Origin of the sequence: Acidovorax sp. 99, assembly GCF_003096455.1 — a bacterium.
Taxonomy (GTDB): domain Bacteria; phylum Pseudomonadota; class Gammaproteobacteria; order Burkholderiales; family Burkholderiaceae_C; genus Acidovorax; species Acidovorax delafieldii.
In genome coordinates, this window is record NZ_QEKU01000001.1 from 4,103,172 (window position 1) to 4,119,512 (window position 16,341).

General features: G+C 65.5%; 19 protein-coding genes. 12 read left to right on the forward strand and 7 right to left on the reverse strand.

Features of this window, described 5'->3' with window-relative positions; all coding sequences use genetic code 11:
* Positions 1 to 3 precede the first annotated feature (3 nt).
* The 7 genes from cysD to C8C95_RS18980 all read right to left on the reverse strand — a co-directional run bounded on the left by cysD (position 4) and on the right by C8C95_RS18980 (position 7,233).
* Complete coding sequence (cysD, locus tag C8C95_RS18950; RefSeq protein WP_116749587.1) at positions 4 to 957, reverse strand: sulfate adenylyltransferase subunit CysD; 954 nt, start codon at positions 955 to 957, stop codon at positions 4 to 6.
* 14 nt (positions 958 to 971) lie between these two features.
* Complete coding sequence (locus C8C95_RS18955; RefSeq protein WP_116749588.1) at positions 972 to 1,595, reverse strand: phosphoadenosine phosphosulfate reductase family protein; 624 nt, start codon at positions 1,593 to 1,595, stop codon at positions 972 to 974.
* A gap of 49 nt (positions 1,596 to 1,644) precedes the next feature.
* A complete protein-coding gene (locus tag C8C95_RS18960; RefSeq protein ID WP_116750358.1) occupies positions 1,645 to 2,031 on the reverse strand; it encodes a DUF934 domain-containing protein in 387 nt (128 codons plus the stop codon).
* Positions 2,032 to 2,074: 43 nt separating this feature from the next.
* Positions 2,075 to 3,859 carry a nitrite/sulfite reductase gene (locus C8C95_RS18965; RefSeq protein WP_116749589.1) on the reverse strand — a complete coding sequence of 595 codons (1,785 nt, stop codon included), beginning with the start codon at positions 3,857 to 3,859 and terminating at the stop codon, positions 2,075 to 2,077.
* A 6-nt stretch (positions 3,860 to 3,865) separates the two neighbouring features.
* Positions 3,866 to 4,669, reverse strand: a complete 804-nt coding sequence (locus C8C95_RS18970; protein WP_056744255.1) for a sulfite exporter TauE/SafE family protein — start codon at positions 4,667 to 4,669, stop codon at positions 3,866 to 3,868.
* A 136-nt stretch (positions 4,670 to 4,805) separates the two neighbouring features.
* Positions 4,806 to 6,767 (reverse strand): FAD-dependent 5-carboxymethylaminomethyl-2-thiouridine(34) oxidoreductase MnmC, encoded by a 1,962-nt coding sequence (gene mnmC, locus C8C95_RS18975; protein WP_116749590.1) that lies wholly within the window; start codon positions 6,765 to 6,767, stop codon positions 4,806 to 4,808.
* A gap of 193 nt (positions 6,768 to 6,960) precedes the next feature.
* On the reverse strand, positions 6,961 to 7,233 hold the full coding sequence (locus C8C95_RS18980) for an oxidative damage protection protein (RefSeq protein WP_010461281.1): 273 nt from the start codon (positions 7,231 to 7,233) through the stop codon (positions 6,961 to 6,963).
* Between the two features lie 158 nt (positions 7,234 to 7,391).
* On the opposite strand from C8C95_RS18980, the gene C8C95_RS18985 reads away from it, so the two are divergent.
* The 12 genes from C8C95_RS18985 to C8C95_RS19030 all read left to right on the forward strand — a co-directional run bounded on the left by C8C95_RS18985 (position 7,392) and on the right by C8C95_RS19030 (position 16,230).
* Positions 7,392 to 8,414: a sulfate ABC transporter substrate-binding protein gene (locus C8C95_RS18985; protein ID WP_116749591.1), complete on the forward strand. Its 1,023-nt coding sequence runs from the start codon at positions 7,392 to 7,394 to the stop codon at positions 8,412 to 8,414.
* Positions 8,415 to 8,591: 177 nt separating this feature from the next.
* On the forward strand, positions 8,592 to 9,182 hold the full coding sequence (gene ssuE, locus C8C95_RS18990) for an NADPH-dependent FMN reductase (RefSeq protein ID WP_116749592.1): 591 nt from the start codon (positions 8,592 to 8,594) through the stop codon (positions 9,180 to 9,182).
* 138 nt (positions 9,183 to 9,320) lie between these two features.
* Positions 9,321 to 9,497, forward strand: a complete 177-nt coding sequence (locus C8C95_RS23735) for a hypothetical protein (protein WP_156379578.1) — start codon at positions 9,321 to 9,323, stop codon at positions 9,495 to 9,497.
* A 58-nt stretch (positions 9,498 to 9,555) separates the two neighbouring features.
* Entirely contained in the window at positions 9,556 to 10,527 is a 972-nt protein-coding gene (locus C8C95_RS18995) for a sulfonate ABC transporter substrate-binding protein (protein WP_116749593.1), read from the forward strand.
* Positions 10,528 to 10,568: 41 nt separating this feature from the next.
* Positions 10,569 to 10,709 (forward strand): hypothetical protein, encoded by a 141-nt coding sequence (locus tag C8C95_RS23740; RefSeq protein WP_165836556.1) that lies wholly within the window; start codon positions 10,569 to 10,571, stop codon positions 10,707 to 10,709.
* Positions 10,710 to 10,755: 46 nt separating this feature from the next.
* Complete coding sequence (ssuD, locus tag C8C95_RS19000; RefSeq protein ID WP_099729974.1) at positions 10,756 to 11,919, forward strand: FMNH2-dependent alkanesulfonate monooxygenase; 1,164 nt, start codon at positions 10,756 to 10,758, stop codon at positions 11,917 to 11,919.
* Positions 11,920 to 11,942: 23 nt separating this feature from the next.
* Complete coding sequence (locus C8C95_RS19005) at positions 11,943 to 12,317, forward strand: VOC family protein (RefSeq protein WP_056744268.1); 375 nt, start codon at positions 11,943 to 11,945, stop codon at positions 12,315 to 12,317.
* Entirely contained in the window at positions 12,314 to 13,180 is an 867-nt protein-coding gene (gene ssuC, locus C8C95_RS19010; protein ID WP_116749594.1) for an aliphatic sulfonate ABC transporter permease SsuC, read from the forward strand. The genes C8C95_RS19005 and ssuC overlap by 4 nt, the downstream gene beginning before the upstream one ends.
* A 48-nt stretch (positions 13,181 to 13,228) precedes the next feature.
* Positions 13,229 to 14,191 carry an aliphatic sulfonate ABC transporter substrate-binding protein gene (locus C8C95_RS19015; protein ID WP_116749595.1) on the forward strand — a complete coding sequence of 321 codons (963 nt, stop codon included), beginning with the start codon at positions 13,229 to 13,231 and terminating at the stop codon, positions 14,189 to 14,191.
* A 4-nt stretch (positions 14,192 to 14,195) separates the two neighbouring features.
* Positions 14,196 to 15,005 carry an ATP-binding cassette domain-containing protein gene (locus C8C95_RS19020; RefSeq protein ID WP_056067467.1) on the forward strand — a complete coding sequence of 270 codons (810 nt, stop codon included), beginning with the start codon at positions 14,196 to 14,198 and terminating at the stop codon, positions 15,003 to 15,005.
* A gap of 60 nt (positions 15,006 to 15,065) precedes the next feature.
* The gene (locus C8C95_RS19025) at positions 15,066 to 15,281 is read left to right on the forward strand and encodes a molybdopterin-binding protein (protein ID WP_015013774.1); all 216 of its coding nucleotides are present in this window, start codon (positions 15,066 to 15,068) and stop codon (positions 15,279 to 15,281) included.
* 340 nt (positions 15,282 to 15,621) lie between these two features.
* Positions 15,622 to 16,230, forward strand: coding sequence for a TetR/AcrR family transcriptional regulator (locus C8C95_RS19030; protein ID WP_116749596.1), 609 nt, complete (start codon positions 15,622 to 15,624; stop codon positions 16,228 to 16,230).
* Positions 16,231 to 16,341: the final 111 nt, after the last annotated feature.

Sequence of the window (16,341 nt, forward strand, 5' to 3'; positions counted from 1 at the left end):
GTCTCAGAAATAGCCGTCTTTTTTGCGCTTCTCCATCGAAGCGTCGGAAGTCTTGTCGTCCATGCGCGTGGCGCCGCGCTCGCTCACGTCGGCGGCCAGGGTCTCGATGACGATCTCGGCCGGAGTGGCGGCGGTGCTTTCCACCGGTGCGGTGCAGGTGATGTCGCCCACGGTGCGGAAGCGCACGTCACGCGTCTCCACCACGTCACCTTCACGTGCCGGCGTCAGCTCGGTCACAGGCATCAGCAGGCCCTTCTTGTCCACCACCTGGCGCTTGTGCGTGTAGTAGATGCTGGGCAGAGCGATGTTCTCGCGGTCGATGTACTGCCACACGTCCAGCTCGGTCCAGTTGCTGATGGGGAAAACGCGGAAGTGCTCGCCGGGCTGCAGCCGGGTGTTGAACAGGGTCCACAGCTCGGGGCGCTGGGCCTTGGGCTGCCATTGGCCGAAGCTGTCGCGGTGGCTGAAGATGCGCTCCTTGGCGCGCGCCTTTTCCTCGTCGCGGCGGGCACCGCCGATCAGGGCGTCAAAGCGGAACTCTTCAATCGCTTCGAGCAGCGTGACCGACTGGTGCACGTTGCGCGACTCGCCGGGGTGGGCCAGGCGCACGGTGCCGCGCGCCATCGAATCTTCCACGCTGCGCACGATGAGTTCGGCGCCCAGCTCCTTCGCCCGGAAGTCGCGGAAATCCGTCACTTCGGGGAAGTTGTGGCCCGTGTCGATCATCAAGAGCGGGTAGGGAATCCGGCCTGCGCCAAACGCTTTTTCTGCGCACTTGAGCATGACCAGCGAGTCCTTGCCGCCCGAGAACAGCAGGGTGGGGCGCTCGAAGGCGGCGGCGACTTCGCGCAGGATGAAGATGGTTTCTTCTTCCAGGGCGTCGAGGTGGGAGTTGTTGAGGTGGTAGCTCATGTTGTTGGTTTTCTCAAGCAGCGCTGAGTCGGTGCGGGCATTCATGGTCGGACCTGGGGTCAGTGGGCAATGTGCAGGCCACACTCGCGGTTGTCTTCGCCCTTGGTGGGGTCCACGTAGTCGAAGTTGTTGGGCAGGCGGTGCTTCACACAGTATTCGTGCAGGTCTTTGGACGACCAGTGCAGCAGCGGCGCCACCTTGATGAGGCCATCGGGGTTGATGGTCACCGGGTCCATCTGGGCGCGCACGGCGGTGTCGGTGGCGCGCAGGGCGGTGAACCAGACTTGCGGCGCGGTCTCGCGCAGGGCGCGGGCAAAGGGTTCGAGCTTCACCTCTTCGGTGAAGGCAGCGTGGCGTGGATCGTCCAGTGCGGGAGTGGGGCCGTCCACCGCCTCGCGGTGGGCGCGCGAACGCAAGGGCAGGTAAATCTTCAGGTTCAGGCCCAGCTGCTTCGTCACCTCGTCGGCAAAGCGGTAAGTGGCTTCGGTGTTGTAGCCGTTGTCCATCCAGACCACGGGTACGTCAGGGTTCACTTGCGTGACCATGTGCAGGATCACGGCTTCAAAAGGGCGGAAGTTGGTGGTGACGATGGGGCGCTGGCCCAGGCCCAGTGCCCATTGCACGAGGCCCTGGGCGTTGTGGCCGAGTTCGGCATTGATGCGTGCGAGATCGATGTGGCTCATGGTGAGGGGCTCGTGTTTCGGTGCGGTGGGCGCGTGGGCGGTGCGCCTGTCAGGCGGCCTTGGCGGCAAACAGGGGTTGGGGGTTCACGGCGTCGCCCTGGTAGAAGCCGGGGAAGCGTTCAAACTGGCGCTGCGCATCGGCAGCGTCCACGCCCTCGCGCAACACAGCGCTGGAAAAACCCGTGCGCTGCATCTGCACCAGCTGGTCGATCAGCACATCGCCGGTGGCGCGGATTTCGCCCTTGAAGCCACGGCGGCGGCGCAGCAGGAAGGCCTGGCTGAACGCGCGGCCGTCGGTGAAGTTGGGGAAGTGCAGGTCCACACGCTCCACGCCTTCCAGCGTGAGGGCTAGGGCGTCGGCATCGTTGGCCAGCGCCACCGCGCGGGCGTCGCCTTCTGCCGGGGGCTGGTGTTCGTGGGATGCGAGAAGTTTCAGGTTCATCATCGTTCCGGGATCGGGGGAGCGGAGTAGCTCGGCTTCAGGCCGTGGCCAGGGTTTCGTCTTTGTGGCGTGCCTGCTTGGCGGCTTCCTTGAACGGGTCGAGGCCAGTGCGGCGCACGGTGTTCTGGAAGGTCTCGCCGCTTTCGCGCAGGTCGCGGTAGGTGCCGAGCACGGCCTCGATCACATCCGGAACTTCGGCCGCCGAGAACGATGGGCCAATCACCTTGCCGGCCACGGCAGCGCCCGACAGGTCAGAGCCGTCGGAGCCGCCCAGCGTGACCTGGTACCACTCCTTGCCGTCTTTATCGACACCCAGGATGCCGATGTGGCCGCTGTGGTGGTGGCCGCAGCTGTTGATGCAGCCGCTGATGTGCAGGTCGATCTCGCCGATGTCATCCAGCTCGTCCAGGTCCTGGTAGCGCTGGGTGATGGCCTCGGCAATCGGCAGCGAGCGGGCGTTGGCCAGCGCGCAGAAGTCGCCGCCGGGGCAAGCGATCATGTCGGTGAGCAACTGCACGTTGGCGCTGGCCAAGCCCAGGGCCTTGGCTTCTTGCCACAGGTCGAACAGACGGCTTGCGTGTACCCAGGGCAGCAGCACGTTCTGGTCGTGGGTCACGCGGGCCTCACCGGCGGAATACTTGTCCACCAGGTCGGCCAGGGCGATGAGCTGGTCGCTGGTGGCGTCGCCGGGCGACTGGCCGGGGCGCTTGAACGACAGCGTCACGGCGCGCAGCTGGGGGTTCTGGTGCGGGTGCACATTGCGCTGCAGCCAGCGGCCAAACATCACGTGTTCTGCGGCCTGTGCGTCCAGCTGGGCTTGCAGGGCCTCTGGCGCCACGTCGGCAATGTCAGCCAGCTTCGGTGCCACAAAGCAGGCGGCCACGCGGTCAAATTCGGCCTGCGGGATGGTGTGGGGGCCGCCGTCGATCTCCAGAATCTGGCGGTATTCGGCTTCCACATCGTCGATGTACTGCTGGCCTTCGGACTTCACCAGAATCTTGATACGGGCCTTGTACTTGTTGTCGCGGCGGCCGTGCTCGTTGTACACGCGCACGATGGCCTCGATGTAATTCATGATCTGGTTCCAGGGCAGGAACTCACGGATCACGGTGCCAATCACCGGCGTGCGGCCCATGCCGCCGCCCACAAACACCTTGAAGCCGATCTCACCCGCATCGTTCTTGACCAGGTGCAGGCCCACGTCGTGCCAACCGGTGGCTGCGCGGTCGTCCTTGGCGCCGGTGATGGCGATCTTGAACTTGCGAGGCAAGAACGCGAACTCGGGGTGCAGCGTGGACCACTGGCGGATCAGCTCCGCATAGGGGCGGGGGTCCACGATCTCGTCCACGGCGATGCCTGCCAGCGCGTCGGTGGTGGTGTTGCGGATGCAGTTGCCGCTGGTCTGGATGCCGTGCAGGTTCACGCTGGCGAGCAGGTCCATCACGTCGGCGCTTTTGGACAGCGGAATCCAGTTGAACTGCACATTGGTGCGGGTGGTGAAGTGGGCGCAGTGCGTGGGCAGGAACGTGGTGCCCAGCTTGCCCTGGCCTTCCATGGCGGCCTTGAAGACGGCGGCTTCGGGCTCGTCGTATTCGCGGGCAATCTGCGCCAGCACGCGCAGCTGGCGGCTGGCGATCTCGCCATAAGGCACTGCCACGCGCAGCATGGGCGCGTAGCGCTGCACGTACCAGCCGTTTTGCAGGCGCAGGGGGCGGAAGTCGTCCTCGCTCAGCTTGCCCGTCTGCCAGCGCGTGAGCTGGTCACGGAACTGTGCGGCACGCTGTTTCACGAACTGGGTGTCGAAAGCGGTGTATTGGTACATAGGGACTCAGATCAGAATCAGTTTGAAGCCTGCCCAGGCCAGCAGAATGGACAAGGCGGAGCGAATCAGGCGCTCAGGAGTACGGGCGACGAGGCGAGAGCCCAGCCAGATGCCCGGCAGCGAGCCAGCCAGCAATTGTGCAAGCAAAGGCCAATCCACCGAGCCCAGGGATGCGTGGCCCAGGCCCGCCACCAGGGTCAGCGGCACGGCATAGGCAATGTCGGCACCGATGATGCGTGGCAGCGGCAGCATGGGGTAGACGAGCAACAGCACCGTGACGCCAATGGCTCCTGCGCCCACCGAGGTAAAGGTCACCAGCGTGCCGATCACGGCGCCCAGCAGCACCGGCAGGCTCCAGTGGCGGGGGCGGGTGGGGTCTCCGGTGTGGCTTTTGCGGGCAGCGGCTTCGGCCGCCTGGCGCTGGGCAGAAAACGCCACCACCTTGTAGAGCGTGGCCGCCGCCGTGAGCAGCAGGGCAAAGCCCAGCGTGGTGGTCATGATGGCCTGTGCCGTGCCGCTGGCGGGCCCCAGGACTTTCAGCGCCCACAGCGCCAGCAGCGCCGCCGGAATGCTGCCGGCGCACAACTGGCCCACAACCTTCCAGGGCACCAGCCGTTGGCGGGCCAGGCTCACGGTGCCGCCCATTTTGGTGAAGGCCGCGAACAGCAGGTCGGTGCCGACCGCCATGTGGGGCTTGATGCCGAAGAAGAAGATCAGGATCGGCGTCATGAGCGAGCCGCCGCCCACACCGGTCAGGCCAACGATGAGCCCGACGGCAAAGCCCGCAAAAACAAACGCCAATTCATGCATGGCGGCGAATGTAGAGGGGCTTCTTATGGATGCAAACTATTGTTTCGCTCTGCCAATATGCTTATTTGTTTATAAGCAAGGCTTGGCGCGGGCTGGCGGGGTGGCCGCCGCTGGCCACCCACTTGCCGAGAGGGTGTTACGGCAGGCGCTCGGTGCCCAGCGCCTTGGCCAGCCGCGCATCCAGCGGCAGCGGCTCGCCCTGCAGCCGGGCGGCCAGCAGTTCGCCGCACAACAGCGCCAGTGTCAACCCCCGTGCGCCCATGGCCGTGCTGGCCCACAGGCCCGGCAGGTGGACCGCATCCACCGGGCCCACGAGAGGCAGCCGGTCGGGCGCGGTGCAGCGCACGGCGGCCCAGGTGCGCAGAGCCGGGGACTCGCCCGGGGCGGGCTGAGGCGCTGACACGGCCAGCGCCTGGGTGAACAAAGGCTCCAGCTGGGGCGCGATGCCGGGCAGCAGGCCCTGCAGCTTGGCCCAGTTGGTGGCATGGGCGGTGTGGATGTCGGCTGTGCTGGGCGGCAGGGCCTGCACATCGCGTTCGAACGTCGAGCCCATCACCCAGCCTTGATCCCTGTCGGCTTGGTCGCCCAGGGGGAAACGGGGCACCAGGTTGCCGTTGCCGTTGGCCGGGAACGGAATCAATGGCAGCTGCGGTGTTGCCGGGTCGGCGTGCACGCCCCACGACACCTGGCCGCGCACCGGCTGCAGGGGCCAGCGGTGGTTCAGCAGCGCCGCGCTGCCCGCGCCTGCCGCAATGACCACGGTGGGCGCCTCTGCCAGCACCTGGCCGTGGGCATCGATCGCTTGCCACGTGGTGATGGCCGGACTGTGTGTCGCGGCGGGTGTCTCCACGCGCCGCAGCTGGGCCACCGCGCAATTCCCCCGCCATTGGATGCCAGGCTGGCCCAGCAGGGCCCTGGCCAGGCGCGCCGGGCGCACCCAGCCCGCCTGGTGGTGCCAGCAGGCGGTTGCGTCGGGCGGTAACTGGGCAGCCGCCAGGGCAGCGGGGGGGGCAGGCTCGCTCCAGGCGGCACCCGGCCCTTGTGTCCAATCGGGTGACAGGCCAGGGCTGCCGTCAGTGCGGTGCTCCAGCACGCCGCAATGCGCCCAGTCCACCCCCTCGTTCAGCAACCAGCGGGCCTGCTCCAGCGTGGAGCGGATGCCGCTGCGCGACAGGCGCGACAGCACACTGTCGTCGGGCGACACATGGGGCGCGAACACCCCAGCGGGCAGGGCGGATGCGCCTGCAGCGGGCTCGGCGGCCTGGTCCAGCACGGTGACCTGCCAGCCGCGCCGGGCCAGGCTGGCAGCGGCGGCGGCGCCTGCAATCCCGCCGCCGATCACGATGCAGGGGCCGGGCAGGGCGGGTTCGGGCGCCACCGCAGGCTGGCGCGTGGTGCGCGGCTCCCAGCGTGGGTTGTAAGTGGCGTGCAGGTTGTCGCGCTTGGGCGGCACGCCGGGCACGCGGGTCACTTCAAAGCCGCATTGCGCCAGGGCATCGCGCACGGCGCGTGCGATGGTCCAGGTGGCGAGCTGTGTACCGCGACGGCAAGAGCGCGCCACGGCCTTCAGAGTGTGCAGGTCCCAGCTTTCGGGGTTGCGCTGGGGGCTGAAACCGTCGAGGTAGATGGAATCCACCGTCAGGTTCTGCTGGCGCAGCATGGCCTGGGTGTCGCCCACATACAGGGTGAGCAGCACCCGGCCTTCATCAAAGCGCAGCCGGTGCACGCCCGGCAGCAGGCCCCACCATTGCTGGTGCAGTGCTTCGGCCAGCGGCGCCAGCTCGGGGTGGACCGAGGTGGCACGCAGCAGATCGGCTGCACTCACGGGCCAGGCTTCTGTCGATACGAAGTGCAGCAGCGTGGGCCGCGCGGGGTCGGCCCGCCAGGCGGCCCAGGTCACCAGGAAGTTCAGGCCAAAGCCAAACCCGGTCTCCAGAATGCGCCATTGCGGCTGCCCCGCCCAGGCCTCGGGCAGGCCACAGCCGTTCAGAAACACCCTGCGGGCCTGGTCCAGGCCGCCGTTTTCGCTGTGGTAGCGGTCGCCGAAGCGGGGGCTGTAGGGGGTGCCGTCCGGCAGCCACTCGATGGATTCAGTCATGAGAACGGCAACAGGCCGGCGTGGCGCCGGCCTGTTGGAAAGGGAAGGCGGTTTTTACCGCGAACCGCTCCGGGGTGTGTTGCGCTGCGTCACGCACTGGGCGGGACGTATCCCGCTGCAGCGTCAGCACCGCTGCCAAAAAAGTGGTTTTAGCGAAACCACTTTTTGCAGCGCTGCACTGCGCTTCGCTCCATTACGCACTGGGCGGGACGTATCCCGCCGCGGCGTCTGCGCCGCCGCCAAAGAAATGGTTTTCCATCTGCCGGGCCAGGTACTGGCGGGCGCGGGCGTCGGCCAGGTTCAGGCGGTTTTCATTGACCAGCATGGTCTGGTGCTTGAGCCAGCCGGCCCAGGCTTCCTTGCTCACGCTCTCCCAGATGCGCTTGCCCAGCTCGCCAGGGTAGGGCGGAAAGTCGAGGCCTTCGGCTTCCTTGCCGAGCTTGATGCATTGGACGGTGCGTGCCATGGGGTGTTTCCTTGTATGGAGCGAGCAAACAGGGGTTGCTCAGATGTTTTGGATATAAAGAACTGAAATCTCAGTAGTTCCAGTTTTGAAGAGGGCCTTCCAGAATGCGTTCCATCGGTGTTTTGCACCGAAATACATTCCCAAAAAAGAGGCCTCCCATGAACTTTCGCCGCGACTTTATCAAGTTTCCCTTCGCTGCCGCCCTGGTGGGCAGTTTGGCCCTGACGGCATTGCCGTCGTTTGCACAGTCTGTGACGCTGCTCAATGTGTCGTACGACCCCACCCGCGAGTTGTATGTGGAGTTCAACCAGGCTTTCTCCAAGCACTGGAAGGCCAAGACCGGCCAGGACGTGACCATCAAGCAAAGCCATGGCGGCTCGGGCAAGCAGGCGCGCTCCATCATTGACGGGCTGGATGCCGACGTGGCCACCCTGGCGCTGGCTGGCGACACCGACGCGCTGCACGCCAACGGCGGCTGGATCCCGAAGGACTGGCAAAAGCGCCTGCCGCACAACAGCTCACCCTACACCTCCACCATCGTGCTGGTGGTGCGCCAGGGCAACCCCAAGGGCATCAAGGACTGGGACGACCTCGTCAAGCCCGGCATCAGCGTGATCACGCCCAACCCCAAGACCTCGGGCGGCGCGCGCTGGAACTACCTGGCCGCCTGGGAATTCGCCAAGCGCAAGTACGGCGGGGACGCCAAGGCCAAGGACTTCGTGGCCAGGCTGTATGGCAACGTGCCTGTGCTGGACACTGGCGCGCGTGGCTCCACCATCACCTTTGCCCAGCGCAACCAGGGTGATGTGCTGATCGCCTGGGAAAACGAGGCCTACCTGCTCGAAAAGGAATTTGGCACCAAGTTCGACGTGATTGCTCCGTCCATCTCGATCCTGGCCGAGCCCGCTGTGACCGTGGTGGACAAGAACGTGGACAAAAAGGGCACGCGCGCCGTGGCCGAGGAATACCTGAAGTTCCTCTACACCGAAGAGGGCCAGGACATTGCGGGCAAACATTTCTACCGCCCCGCCGTGTCCGAAAAGGCCAAGGCCAAATACGCCAAGCAGTTCCCCAAGCTGAACCTGTTCACCATCAACGACGCGTTCGGTGGCTGGGACAAGGCTGCCAAGGACCACTTTGCGGACAACGCGAGTTTCGATCAGATCTATACGCGCAAGTAAGCAGGCCCAACCGCCCCGAAGGTGGCTGGGGCGATGCTCCAGCCTCCATGGAAGAACCCTGGCCCCAACGGGCCGGGCGGGGCGTTGTTTGTCCTTTTTATAAGAAAAACAAGCTCAAGCGCTAGTCCGTCATACGCTGGTAGCTATCAAAACAGTAGTAACAAAGGAACCAACACCATGTCCGCCTTGCTCATCGCTGGCAGCCCTTCAGAGCGCTCCCGCTCCGCCGCCTTGCTCGACGCCGTGGCCCAGCGCCTGTCGGTGCGCGGCGCGCTGGTGGATCGCATCCATATCCGCGACCTGTCGCCCCAGGCGCTGTTGCTGGCCGATTTTGGCCATCCCACCGTGGTGAAGGCGATTGACCAGGTGGCAGATGCCAGCGTCCTGGTGGTGGCTACGCCCGTCTACAAGGCGGCGTACAGCGGCGTGCTCAAAGTGTTTCTGGATTTGTTGCCGCAGACAGCACTCAAGGGCAAGACCGTGCTGCCCCTGGCCACGGGCGGCAGCCCGCACCACATGCTGGCGCTGGACTACGCGCTGCGCCCCGTGCTGCAGTCGCTGGGTGCCAAGAGCATCCTGCCCGGCATCTACGCCACCGACGCCCAGGTCACGCTGACGCCTGAGGGCACCTACCACGTGCAGGCCGACATTGCCGCCCGGCTGGATGACGCGGTGAACGTGCTGGTCACCGAAACCCTTCGCCCATCGCTCGCCCAGGCCACACGGTTCGCGCCCGTGCATTTCTCGCAAGTGCGATGTAGCGTCTGACGGACCGCGCGCCTGCGGCCCTGGCCGCGGGTGCCCACGCTCCGCCCGCCTTCCTCCTTTCCATTGTTTTCCTGGTAATGCCCGCTGAGCGCAGGCAGGGTGGGCTGTTGCCTGCTTGTACAAAAAAAGGTGCTGTTCATGTCCGGTGACGCAATCCCTCTGTCCGCACAGCCACAGGCTCCATCGGTCCTTGAAGACCGACCCCTGGGTTTGCGCGACGCCCTGCGCTGGCTGGGTGTTGCCTTGCTGGTGGTGGCTTCGCTCGTGGTCATCGGTGCCTTCTTGCTCATGCCGGTAGTGCCTGTCGCGGGCTGAACTCCCACAGTTTTGGCCTCTTTTTGCCGCCCCATTTTTCTAGAAACAAACCATCACCATGACGACACATTTCTCTCTTCATCGCCGCCAGGCGCTGCTCACCGGTCTGGCCGCCGCCGCTCTCGGCGTCACGGGGGCCCCGGCCCTTGCACAAACGACTGCGCCCGGCCGCGTGCTGCGCGTGGGCCACCAAAAGGGCTGGCTTTCCATCCTCAAGGGCCGTGGCACGCTCGAAAAGCGACTGGCCCCGCTGGGCGTGAAGGTCACCTGGACCGAGTTCAACGCCGGCCCCGTGCAACTGGAAGCGCTCAACGTCGGCTCCATCGACTTTGGCGACGTGGGCGAAGCCCCGCCCATCTTCGCCCAGGCCGCTGGCGCGCCGCTGGTCTACGCTGGCGCCACGGTGCCGCGCCCCGCGCTGGAGGCCGTGATCGTGCCCAAGGACTCCCCGATCCGCAGCGTGGCCGACCTCAAGGGCAAGCGCGTGGCCTACAACAAGGGCTCCAACGTGCAGTATTTCCTGGTCAAGCTGCTGGAGAAGAATGGCCTGAAATACGGCGACGTGCAGTCTGTCTTCCTGGCCCCAGCCGACGCGCGCGCCGCGTTTGAAAAGGGCGCAGTCGATGCCTGGATCATCTGGGACCCGTTCCTCGCTGCCGCCCAGAAGACGCTGGATGCCCGCCTGCTGGCCGACGCCACGGGTGTGGTCAACAACCGCGCCTACTACTTCACCTCGCGCGACTTCGCGACCAAGAACACCGATGTGTTGCGCATTGCGATCGAAGAGGTCAACGCGATTGACACCTGGGCGTCCAAGAACAAGGCGGCTGCAGCCGCAGAGCTCTCTGCCGTGCTGGGGCTGGACAAGTCCATCACCGAGCTTTACCTGAACCGCGCGCAGTTCGGCACCGCCCCGGTCACGCGCGAGATCCTGGCCGAGCAGCAAGGCATTGCCGACACCTTCTTCGACCTGAAGCTGATCCCCAAAAAGCTCAACCTGCTGCACGCCGCGCCGGTCGATCTGCTGTAACCCCACCACCCAGACCACAAACACGTTCCAAGGAGCTTGCCATGCCTGCGCCCATGCCTTTCCCGTTGCACGCCCAGCTGCGACGCGTTCTGTGCGTCACGGCCACCGCCTGGGGGCTGAACGGTCAGCAGCGGCGCGCGGTCTTGCGCCCGCCCCAGTTCGGCTTTGCCATCTCCTACTGATTTCGTTCGGACCTCGCTGAGATCCCGTTTTGAAAAGACCTGTCCCATGCAAATCTTCTGGTTCATTCCCACCCACGGCGACAGCCGCTACCTTGGCACCGCCAAAGGCGCACGCCAGCTCAGCCATGACTATCTCCAGCAGGTGGCGGTTGCCGCTGACAGCCTGGGCTACGAGGGCGTTCTTATCCCCACCGGCCGCTCTTGCGAAGACCCGTGGGTGGTCGCGTCCAGCCTGCTTGCCGTGACCAAGAAGCTCAAGTTCTTGGTGGCGGTGCGCCCCGGCCTGCACCAGCCCGCACTGGCTGCACGCATGGCCGCCACGTTCGACCGGCTCTCGGGCGGGCGCCTGCTCATCAACCTGGTGACCGGGGGCGACCAGGCCGAGCTGGAGGGCGACGGCGTGTTTCTGGACCACGCCACGCGCTACGAGCAGTCGGCCGAGTTCATCCGCATCTGGCGAGAAATCCTCACGCGCAGCCACCAGGGCGAAAGCCTCGACTACGAGGGCAAGCACCTCACGGTGAAGGGCGCAAAGCTGCTGTTTCCGCCCTTGCAGCAGCCGCATCCACCGGTGTACTTCGGTGGGTCGTCCGACGCCGCCCACGACCTGGCGGCCGAGCAGGTGGAGACCTACCTGACCTGGGGTGAACCCCCCGCCGAAGTGGCCAAGAAGGTGGCCGACGTGCGCGCCCGCGCTGCAAAGCGGGGCCGCACGGTCAAGTTTGGCATCCGCCTGCACGTCATCGTGCGCGAAACCGAAGACCAGGCCTGGGCCGCTGCAGAAGAACTCATCAGCCATGTGGACGACGTGACCGTGGCGCGTGCCCAGGCGGTGTTCTCACGCATGGATTCCGAAGGCCAGCGCCGCATGGCACAGCTGCATGCGGGTGGCGTCAAGCGCAGCCGCGCCGACCTGGAGATCAGCCCCAACCTGTGGGCTGGTGTGGGCCTGGTGCGCGGTGGTGCGGGCACGGCGCTGGTGGGTGACCCGGAAACGGTGGCGGCGCGCATCGAGGAATACGCGGCGCTGGGGCTGGACACCTTTGTGCTTTCGGGCTACCCGCACCTGGAAGAGGCTTACCGGTTTGCCGAGCTGGTGTTCCCGCTGCTGCCCGTGGGCGTGCGCGAGAAGCTCTCTGGCGGCAACCCGCTGGGGCCGTTTGGCGAGACCGTGGCCAATGACTTTGTGCCCCGTGCGTCGCAAAGCTGAATCGGCACCGCAGGAGATATGCCATGAGCATCCAGTCCATCAACCACGTGCAACTGGCCTTCCCGGCTGGGGCCGAGGCGCCCATCCGGCGCTTTTACGCCAGCCTGCTGGGTCTGCCGGAGGTGCGCCTGCAGGCCGGTAACACGCTGCGGTTTGCTGCGGGCACCCAGCGCATCGATCTGGTGCCTACCGAGCACTGGCAACCGGCGCCTGCGGTGTCGCACCTGGCCTTCGAGGTGCAGGACCTGCCCGCGCTGCGCCACCGCCTGCTGCAGGCCGAGCTGCCGCTGGTGGAAAACCGCGCGCTGCCCGGCTACCTGCGCTTTTACGTCAAGGACCCGGCGGGTAACCAGCTGGAGTTCCTGGAGCCCGATAACGAACAGGACATCACACCATGACACAGACCACCCGAGAGCTGCAGATATCGCCTGTGGCGGACTCCGTCGATCTCCCGCTCGAAGGGCCTTGGCTCCCAGCGTCGCCGGTCCGCTTTGTGGCCAATGTGGCGCAGCGTCTGCTGCCCTGGGCCGTGCCTCTAGGGCTCATCGTGTTGTGGCAGATCGCCTCTTCTTCGGGCTGGCTGTCCACCCGCGTGTTGCCTGCACCGCTGGAGGTGGTGAAGGCCGCCTGGACGTTGACCCTGTCCGGCGAGCTGTGGACCCACGTCAAGGTCAGCGCAGGCCGGGCGCTGGCGGGTCTGGCCATCGGGGGCGGGCTGGGATTGCTGCTGGGCCTGCTCACCGGCTCGGTCAAGCTGTTCGAGACGCTGCTCGACTCCACCATCCAGATGGTGCGCAACATCCCTGCGCTGGCGCTGATTCCGCTGGTGATCCTGTGGTTCGGCATCGACGAATCGGCCAAGCTGTTCCTCATCAGCGTGTCGGTGTTCTTCCCGATCTATCTCAACACCTTCCACGGCATCCGCAATGTGGACCCGGGCTTGATTGAGATGGGCCGCACCTACGGCCTCGGGCGCTGGCAGCTGTACCGCCAGATCATTCTGCCCGGCGCCTTGTCGAGCATCCTGGTGGGACTGCGCTTCTCGCTCGGCCTGATGTGGGTGATCCTCATCGTGGCAGAGACCATTTCGGCACAGGCGGGTATTGGCTACCTCACGATGAATGCGCGTGAGTTCCTGCAGACCGACATCGTGCTCGTGGGCATCTTGCTGTACGCGTTGCTGGGCAAGCTGGCTGACGTGTTTGCCAAGGGGCTGGAGCGCTACTGGTTGCGCTGGCACCCCGGCTACCAGACGGCTTGAGCTGCGAGGCCCTGACTCCGACATTCCTACAACGCATTCATCACGACCATGACCCTTCCTTTCCTGATTCATCGGCGCACCGTGCTCGGTGCCCTTGCGGCCCTGTCCAGCGGCCTGGCTGCGGCGCAAGGCAAGCCCGAGATCCTGCGCATTGGTTTGCAGAAATCATCCACGCTCACCACCATCCTGCGAACACGGGGCACGCTGGAGCAATTGCTGGCACCGCTGAACGTCAAGGTCTCGTGGCACGAGTTCACCAGTGGCCTGCCTTTGCTCGAAGCCCTGAACCTGGGCAACATCGATGTCAGTGCCGACGTGGCCGACACCGTGCCCGTCTTCGCCCAGGCGGCCGGCGCCAACCTCACCTTCGTGGCGCAGGAATCGCCATCGCCCGCCGCCCAGGCCATCGTGGTGCGTGCCGATTCACCCATCAAGACCGTGGCCGACCTCAAGGGCAAGAAGATCGGTTTTGCCAAGGCGGCGGGCGTGCACTTCTTGCTGATTGCAGCGCTGGAGAAGTCCGGCCTGACGTTCAAGGACATCGAGCCCGCCTACCTCACGCCGGCCGACGGCCGCGCAGCCTTTGAGCGTGGCGCCATTGATGCCTGGGTGGTGTGGGACCCGTTCCTGGCCGCCGTGCAAAAGCAGTCGGCGGTACGGGTGCTGGCCGACGGGCGTGAGCTGGCGTCTTACCAGCGCTATTACCTGGCCGGGACTCCCTATGCCAAGGCCCGACCCGATGTACTCGGTGTGTTCTTCCACGAGCTGCAGAAGGCCGGTGCCTGGGTCAAGCAAAGTCCCAAGGACGCAGCCGCGCTGCTGGCACCGGTGTGGGGGCTGGATGCGGGCGTGATCGAGCTGGCCAATAGCCGCCGCAGCTATGAGGTGCGCGCCGTGGTCCCCACAGCCCTTGCCGAGCAACAGCGCATTGCGGATGCCTTTTTGGCCGAGAAGCTGCTGCCCAGGCGCGTGAATGCCCTCGATGTGCCTCTCTTCAAACCCGGAGCCTGACGCCATGAGCCAGAACGATCCCAACACAGCGCAGGGCGTGCGCCTGGAAGTGCGCAGTGTGGACAAGCGCTACGGCACGCGCGATGTCCTCAAGAAGACCGAGCTCACGATTGAACCCGGCCAGTTCGTTGCGATTGTGGGCCGCAGTGGCTGCGGCAAGAGCACGCTGCTGCGCCTGGTGGCGGGCCTGGAGTCAGTCTCTGGCGGTGCGATCCGCCTGGACGGCCGGGACATCACCGGCCTGAGCGGTGACACCCGCATCATGTTCCAGGACTCGCGCCTTTTGCCCTGGAAGCGTGTGGCTGACAACGTGGCCCTGGGCCTGCCGCCCGAGCGGCGCGGCGCCGCGGCCGACGTGCTGGCGCGCGTGGGCCTGGGCGACCGGCTGGGCGAATGGCCGGCACGCCTGTCGGGCGGCCAGCGCCAGCGCGTGGCCCTGGCGCGTGCGCTGGTGCACAACCCGCGCCTGCTGCTGCTGGACGAACCCCTTGGTGCGCTCGACGCACTGACCCGCATCGAGATGCACCGCCTCATCGAAGGCCTGTGGCGCACCAGTGGCTTTACGGCATTGCTGGTCACCCACGACGTGCAAGAGGCCGTGGCCCTGGCCGACCGCGTGATCCTGATCGAAGACGGCCAGATCGCGCTGGACCAGCGCATCGACCTGCCACGCCCCCGTTCGCACGGTGACGCCGCGTTTGCTGCCATCGAAAAACGCATCCTGGACCGCGTGCTGCAAAAGCCCGATGGCGACCCCGCACACGAGGCGCCATGGCCAGGTGTGCCAGCGCATGGCCTGCGCTGGGCGGTGTGATTTTTCTGTTTCTCTCACCCACTGTTTTCATTTTTCAACGGACTATTCAAGGAGAACCCCATGTCCATTCAAGCCATCAACGTACGCAACCAGTTCAAGGGCAAAGTGCGCGAGATCATTCGCGGCGATGTCGTCTCCGAGGTCGATGTCGAAACCCCCTGGGGCATCGTCACCTCCGTCATCACCACCCGTTCGGTGGACGACCTGGGCTTGGTCGTGGGTTCCGATGTAGTCGCACTGGTCAAGTCCACGGAGGTGTCCATCGCCAAGCTGTGATGGAGCACGGCCCGCAGCCATCGCTGGTGTTGCGGCTGAATCGCGCGCAAAGCGGGCGTTTGAAGCGACCCGCTGCGTGCGGGGGCCTGCGGTGCTTTGGACGAAGACTGCGACAGGCGAATAGCTCGCTTGGAAACGGTCGCATCGCAGGAGGGGAGGGCTGGGGGCTCATCAAGACAGCCGCAGCCCGCCTTCTTGTTGACCGCCCATCACGTACCTGTTGATGGCGCTCCTCGTATTTCAGGCCCCACAGGGGCCTGTTTTTTTGGGGGGAACGATGCACGGGCGTGTGTGTAACCCCTTGGACGAAGCGCCGTTGCACTGGATGGTGAATTTATGTATGATAAGCGTCATGCGAAATAAACAGCCCAATGCCCGAGCCGCCGCCAAAGAAGCGACCCATGAGCGCATCGTGTCGGTGGCGGCGCGGGCGATCCGTCGCCAGGGCTACCATGGCACCGGGGTTGCGGACATCATGAAGGAAGCAGGCCTGACGCATGGCGCTTTCTATGCGCACTTCGAGTCTCGCGAGGCCATGCTCGCCGAAGCGGCAACACAGGCGTGCGCTCAGTCTGTAGCGACGGTGGCGGGCGCTGTGGCGGGGGAGCCCGCCTCGCAGGCGATGGCAACCGTGCTCAAGGCCTACCTTTCGCGCGAACATGTCGAGAGCATCGAAACGGGTTGCCCCCTGGCCGCGCTGGGCTCCGAAACCTCGCGCCAGTCCCCTGAGGTGCGGCGCGTCTCCACCCGGCACATCAAGGAAATGGTCGATCTGATTGCGCGCCAGTCACCCCAGTGGGGCCAGCCAGAAACGCATGAGCAAGCGCTTGTCACCTTGTCCACGATGGTGGGAGCGCTCGTGCTTGCCCGCGCTGTGGACGACGCCGCGCTGTCCGACAGCCTGCGCGAAGCCGCGCTCAAGCACCTGTTGCCGGCGGAAACGGCATAACGCGGATTCACACCCAGCCTCTTCTTGATCGTGCGATGGCACGCATTTTTTTGTCATTACATATGATGTTTATCATGCGAAATTGCAACCCAACCCCTGCACAGCACCTGG

Coding starts and splice junctions, on each gene's coding strand:
- cysD (WP_116749587.1), bottom strand. CDS start 957: ATGAATGCCCGCACCGACTCAGCGCTGCTTGAGAAAACCAACAACATG.
- C8C95_RS18955 (WP_116749588.1), bottom strand. CDS start 1,595: ATGAGCCACATCGATCTCGCACGCATCAATGCCGAACTCGGCCACAAC.
- C8C95_RS18965 (WP_116749589.1), bottom strand. CDS start 3,859: ATGTACCAATACACCGCTTTCGACACCCAGTTCGTGAAACAGCGTGCC.
- C8C95_RS18970 (WP_056744255.1), bottom strand. CDS start 4,669: ATGCATGAATTGGCGTTTGTTTTTGCGGGCTTTGCCGTCGGGCTCATC.
- mnmC (WP_116749590.1), bottom strand. CDS start 6,767: ATGACTGAATCCATCGAGTGGCTGCCGGACGGCACCCCCTACAGCCCC.
- C8C95_RS18980 (WP_010461281.1), bottom strand. CDS start 7,233: ATGGCACGCACCGTCCAATGCATCAAGCTCGGCAAGGAAGCCGAAGGC.
- C8C95_RS18985 (WP_116749591.1), top strand. CDS start 7,392: ATGAACTTTCGCCGCGACTTTATCAAGTTTCCCTTCGCTGCCGCCCTG.
- ssuE (WP_116749592.1), top strand. CDS start 8,592: ATGTCCGCCTTGCTCATCGCTGGCAGCCCTTCAGAGCGCTCCCGCTCC.
- C8C95_RS23735 (WP_156379578.1), top strand. CDS start 9,321: ATGTCCGGTGACGCAATCCCTCTGTCCGCACAGCCACAGGCTCCATCG.
- C8C95_RS18995 (WP_116749593.1), top strand. CDS start 9,556: ATGACGACACATTTCTCTCTTCATCGCCGCCAGGCGCTGCTCACCGGT.
- C8C95_RS23740 (WP_165836556.1), top strand. CDS start 10,569: ATGCCTGCGCCCATGCCTTTCCCGTTGCACGCCCAGCTGCGACGCGTT.
- ssuD (WP_099729974.1), top strand. CDS start 10,756: ATGCAAATCTTCTGGTTCATTCCCACCCACGGCGACAGCCGCTACCTT.
- C8C95_RS19005 (WP_056744268.1), top strand. CDS start 11,943: ATGAGCATCCAGTCCATCAACCACGTGCAACTGGCCTTCCCGGCTGGG.
- ssuC (WP_116749594.1), top strand. CDS start 12,314: ATGACACAGACCACCCGAGAGCTGCAGATATCGCCTGTGGCGGACTCC.
- C8C95_RS19015 (WP_116749595.1), top strand. CDS start 13,229: ATGACCCTTCCTTTCCTGATTCATCGGCGCACCGTGCTCGGTGCCCTT.
- C8C95_RS19020 (WP_056067467.1), top strand. CDS start 14,196: ATGAGCCAGAACGATCCCAACACAGCGCAGGGCGTGCGCCTGGAAGTG.
- C8C95_RS19025 (WP_015013774.1), top strand. CDS start 15,066: ATGTCCATTCAAGCCATCAACGTACGCAACCAGTTCAAGGGCAAAGTG.
- C8C95_RS19030 (WP_116749596.1), top strand. CDS start 15,622: ATGATAAGCGTCATGCGAAATAAACAGCCCAATGCCCGAGCCGCCGCC.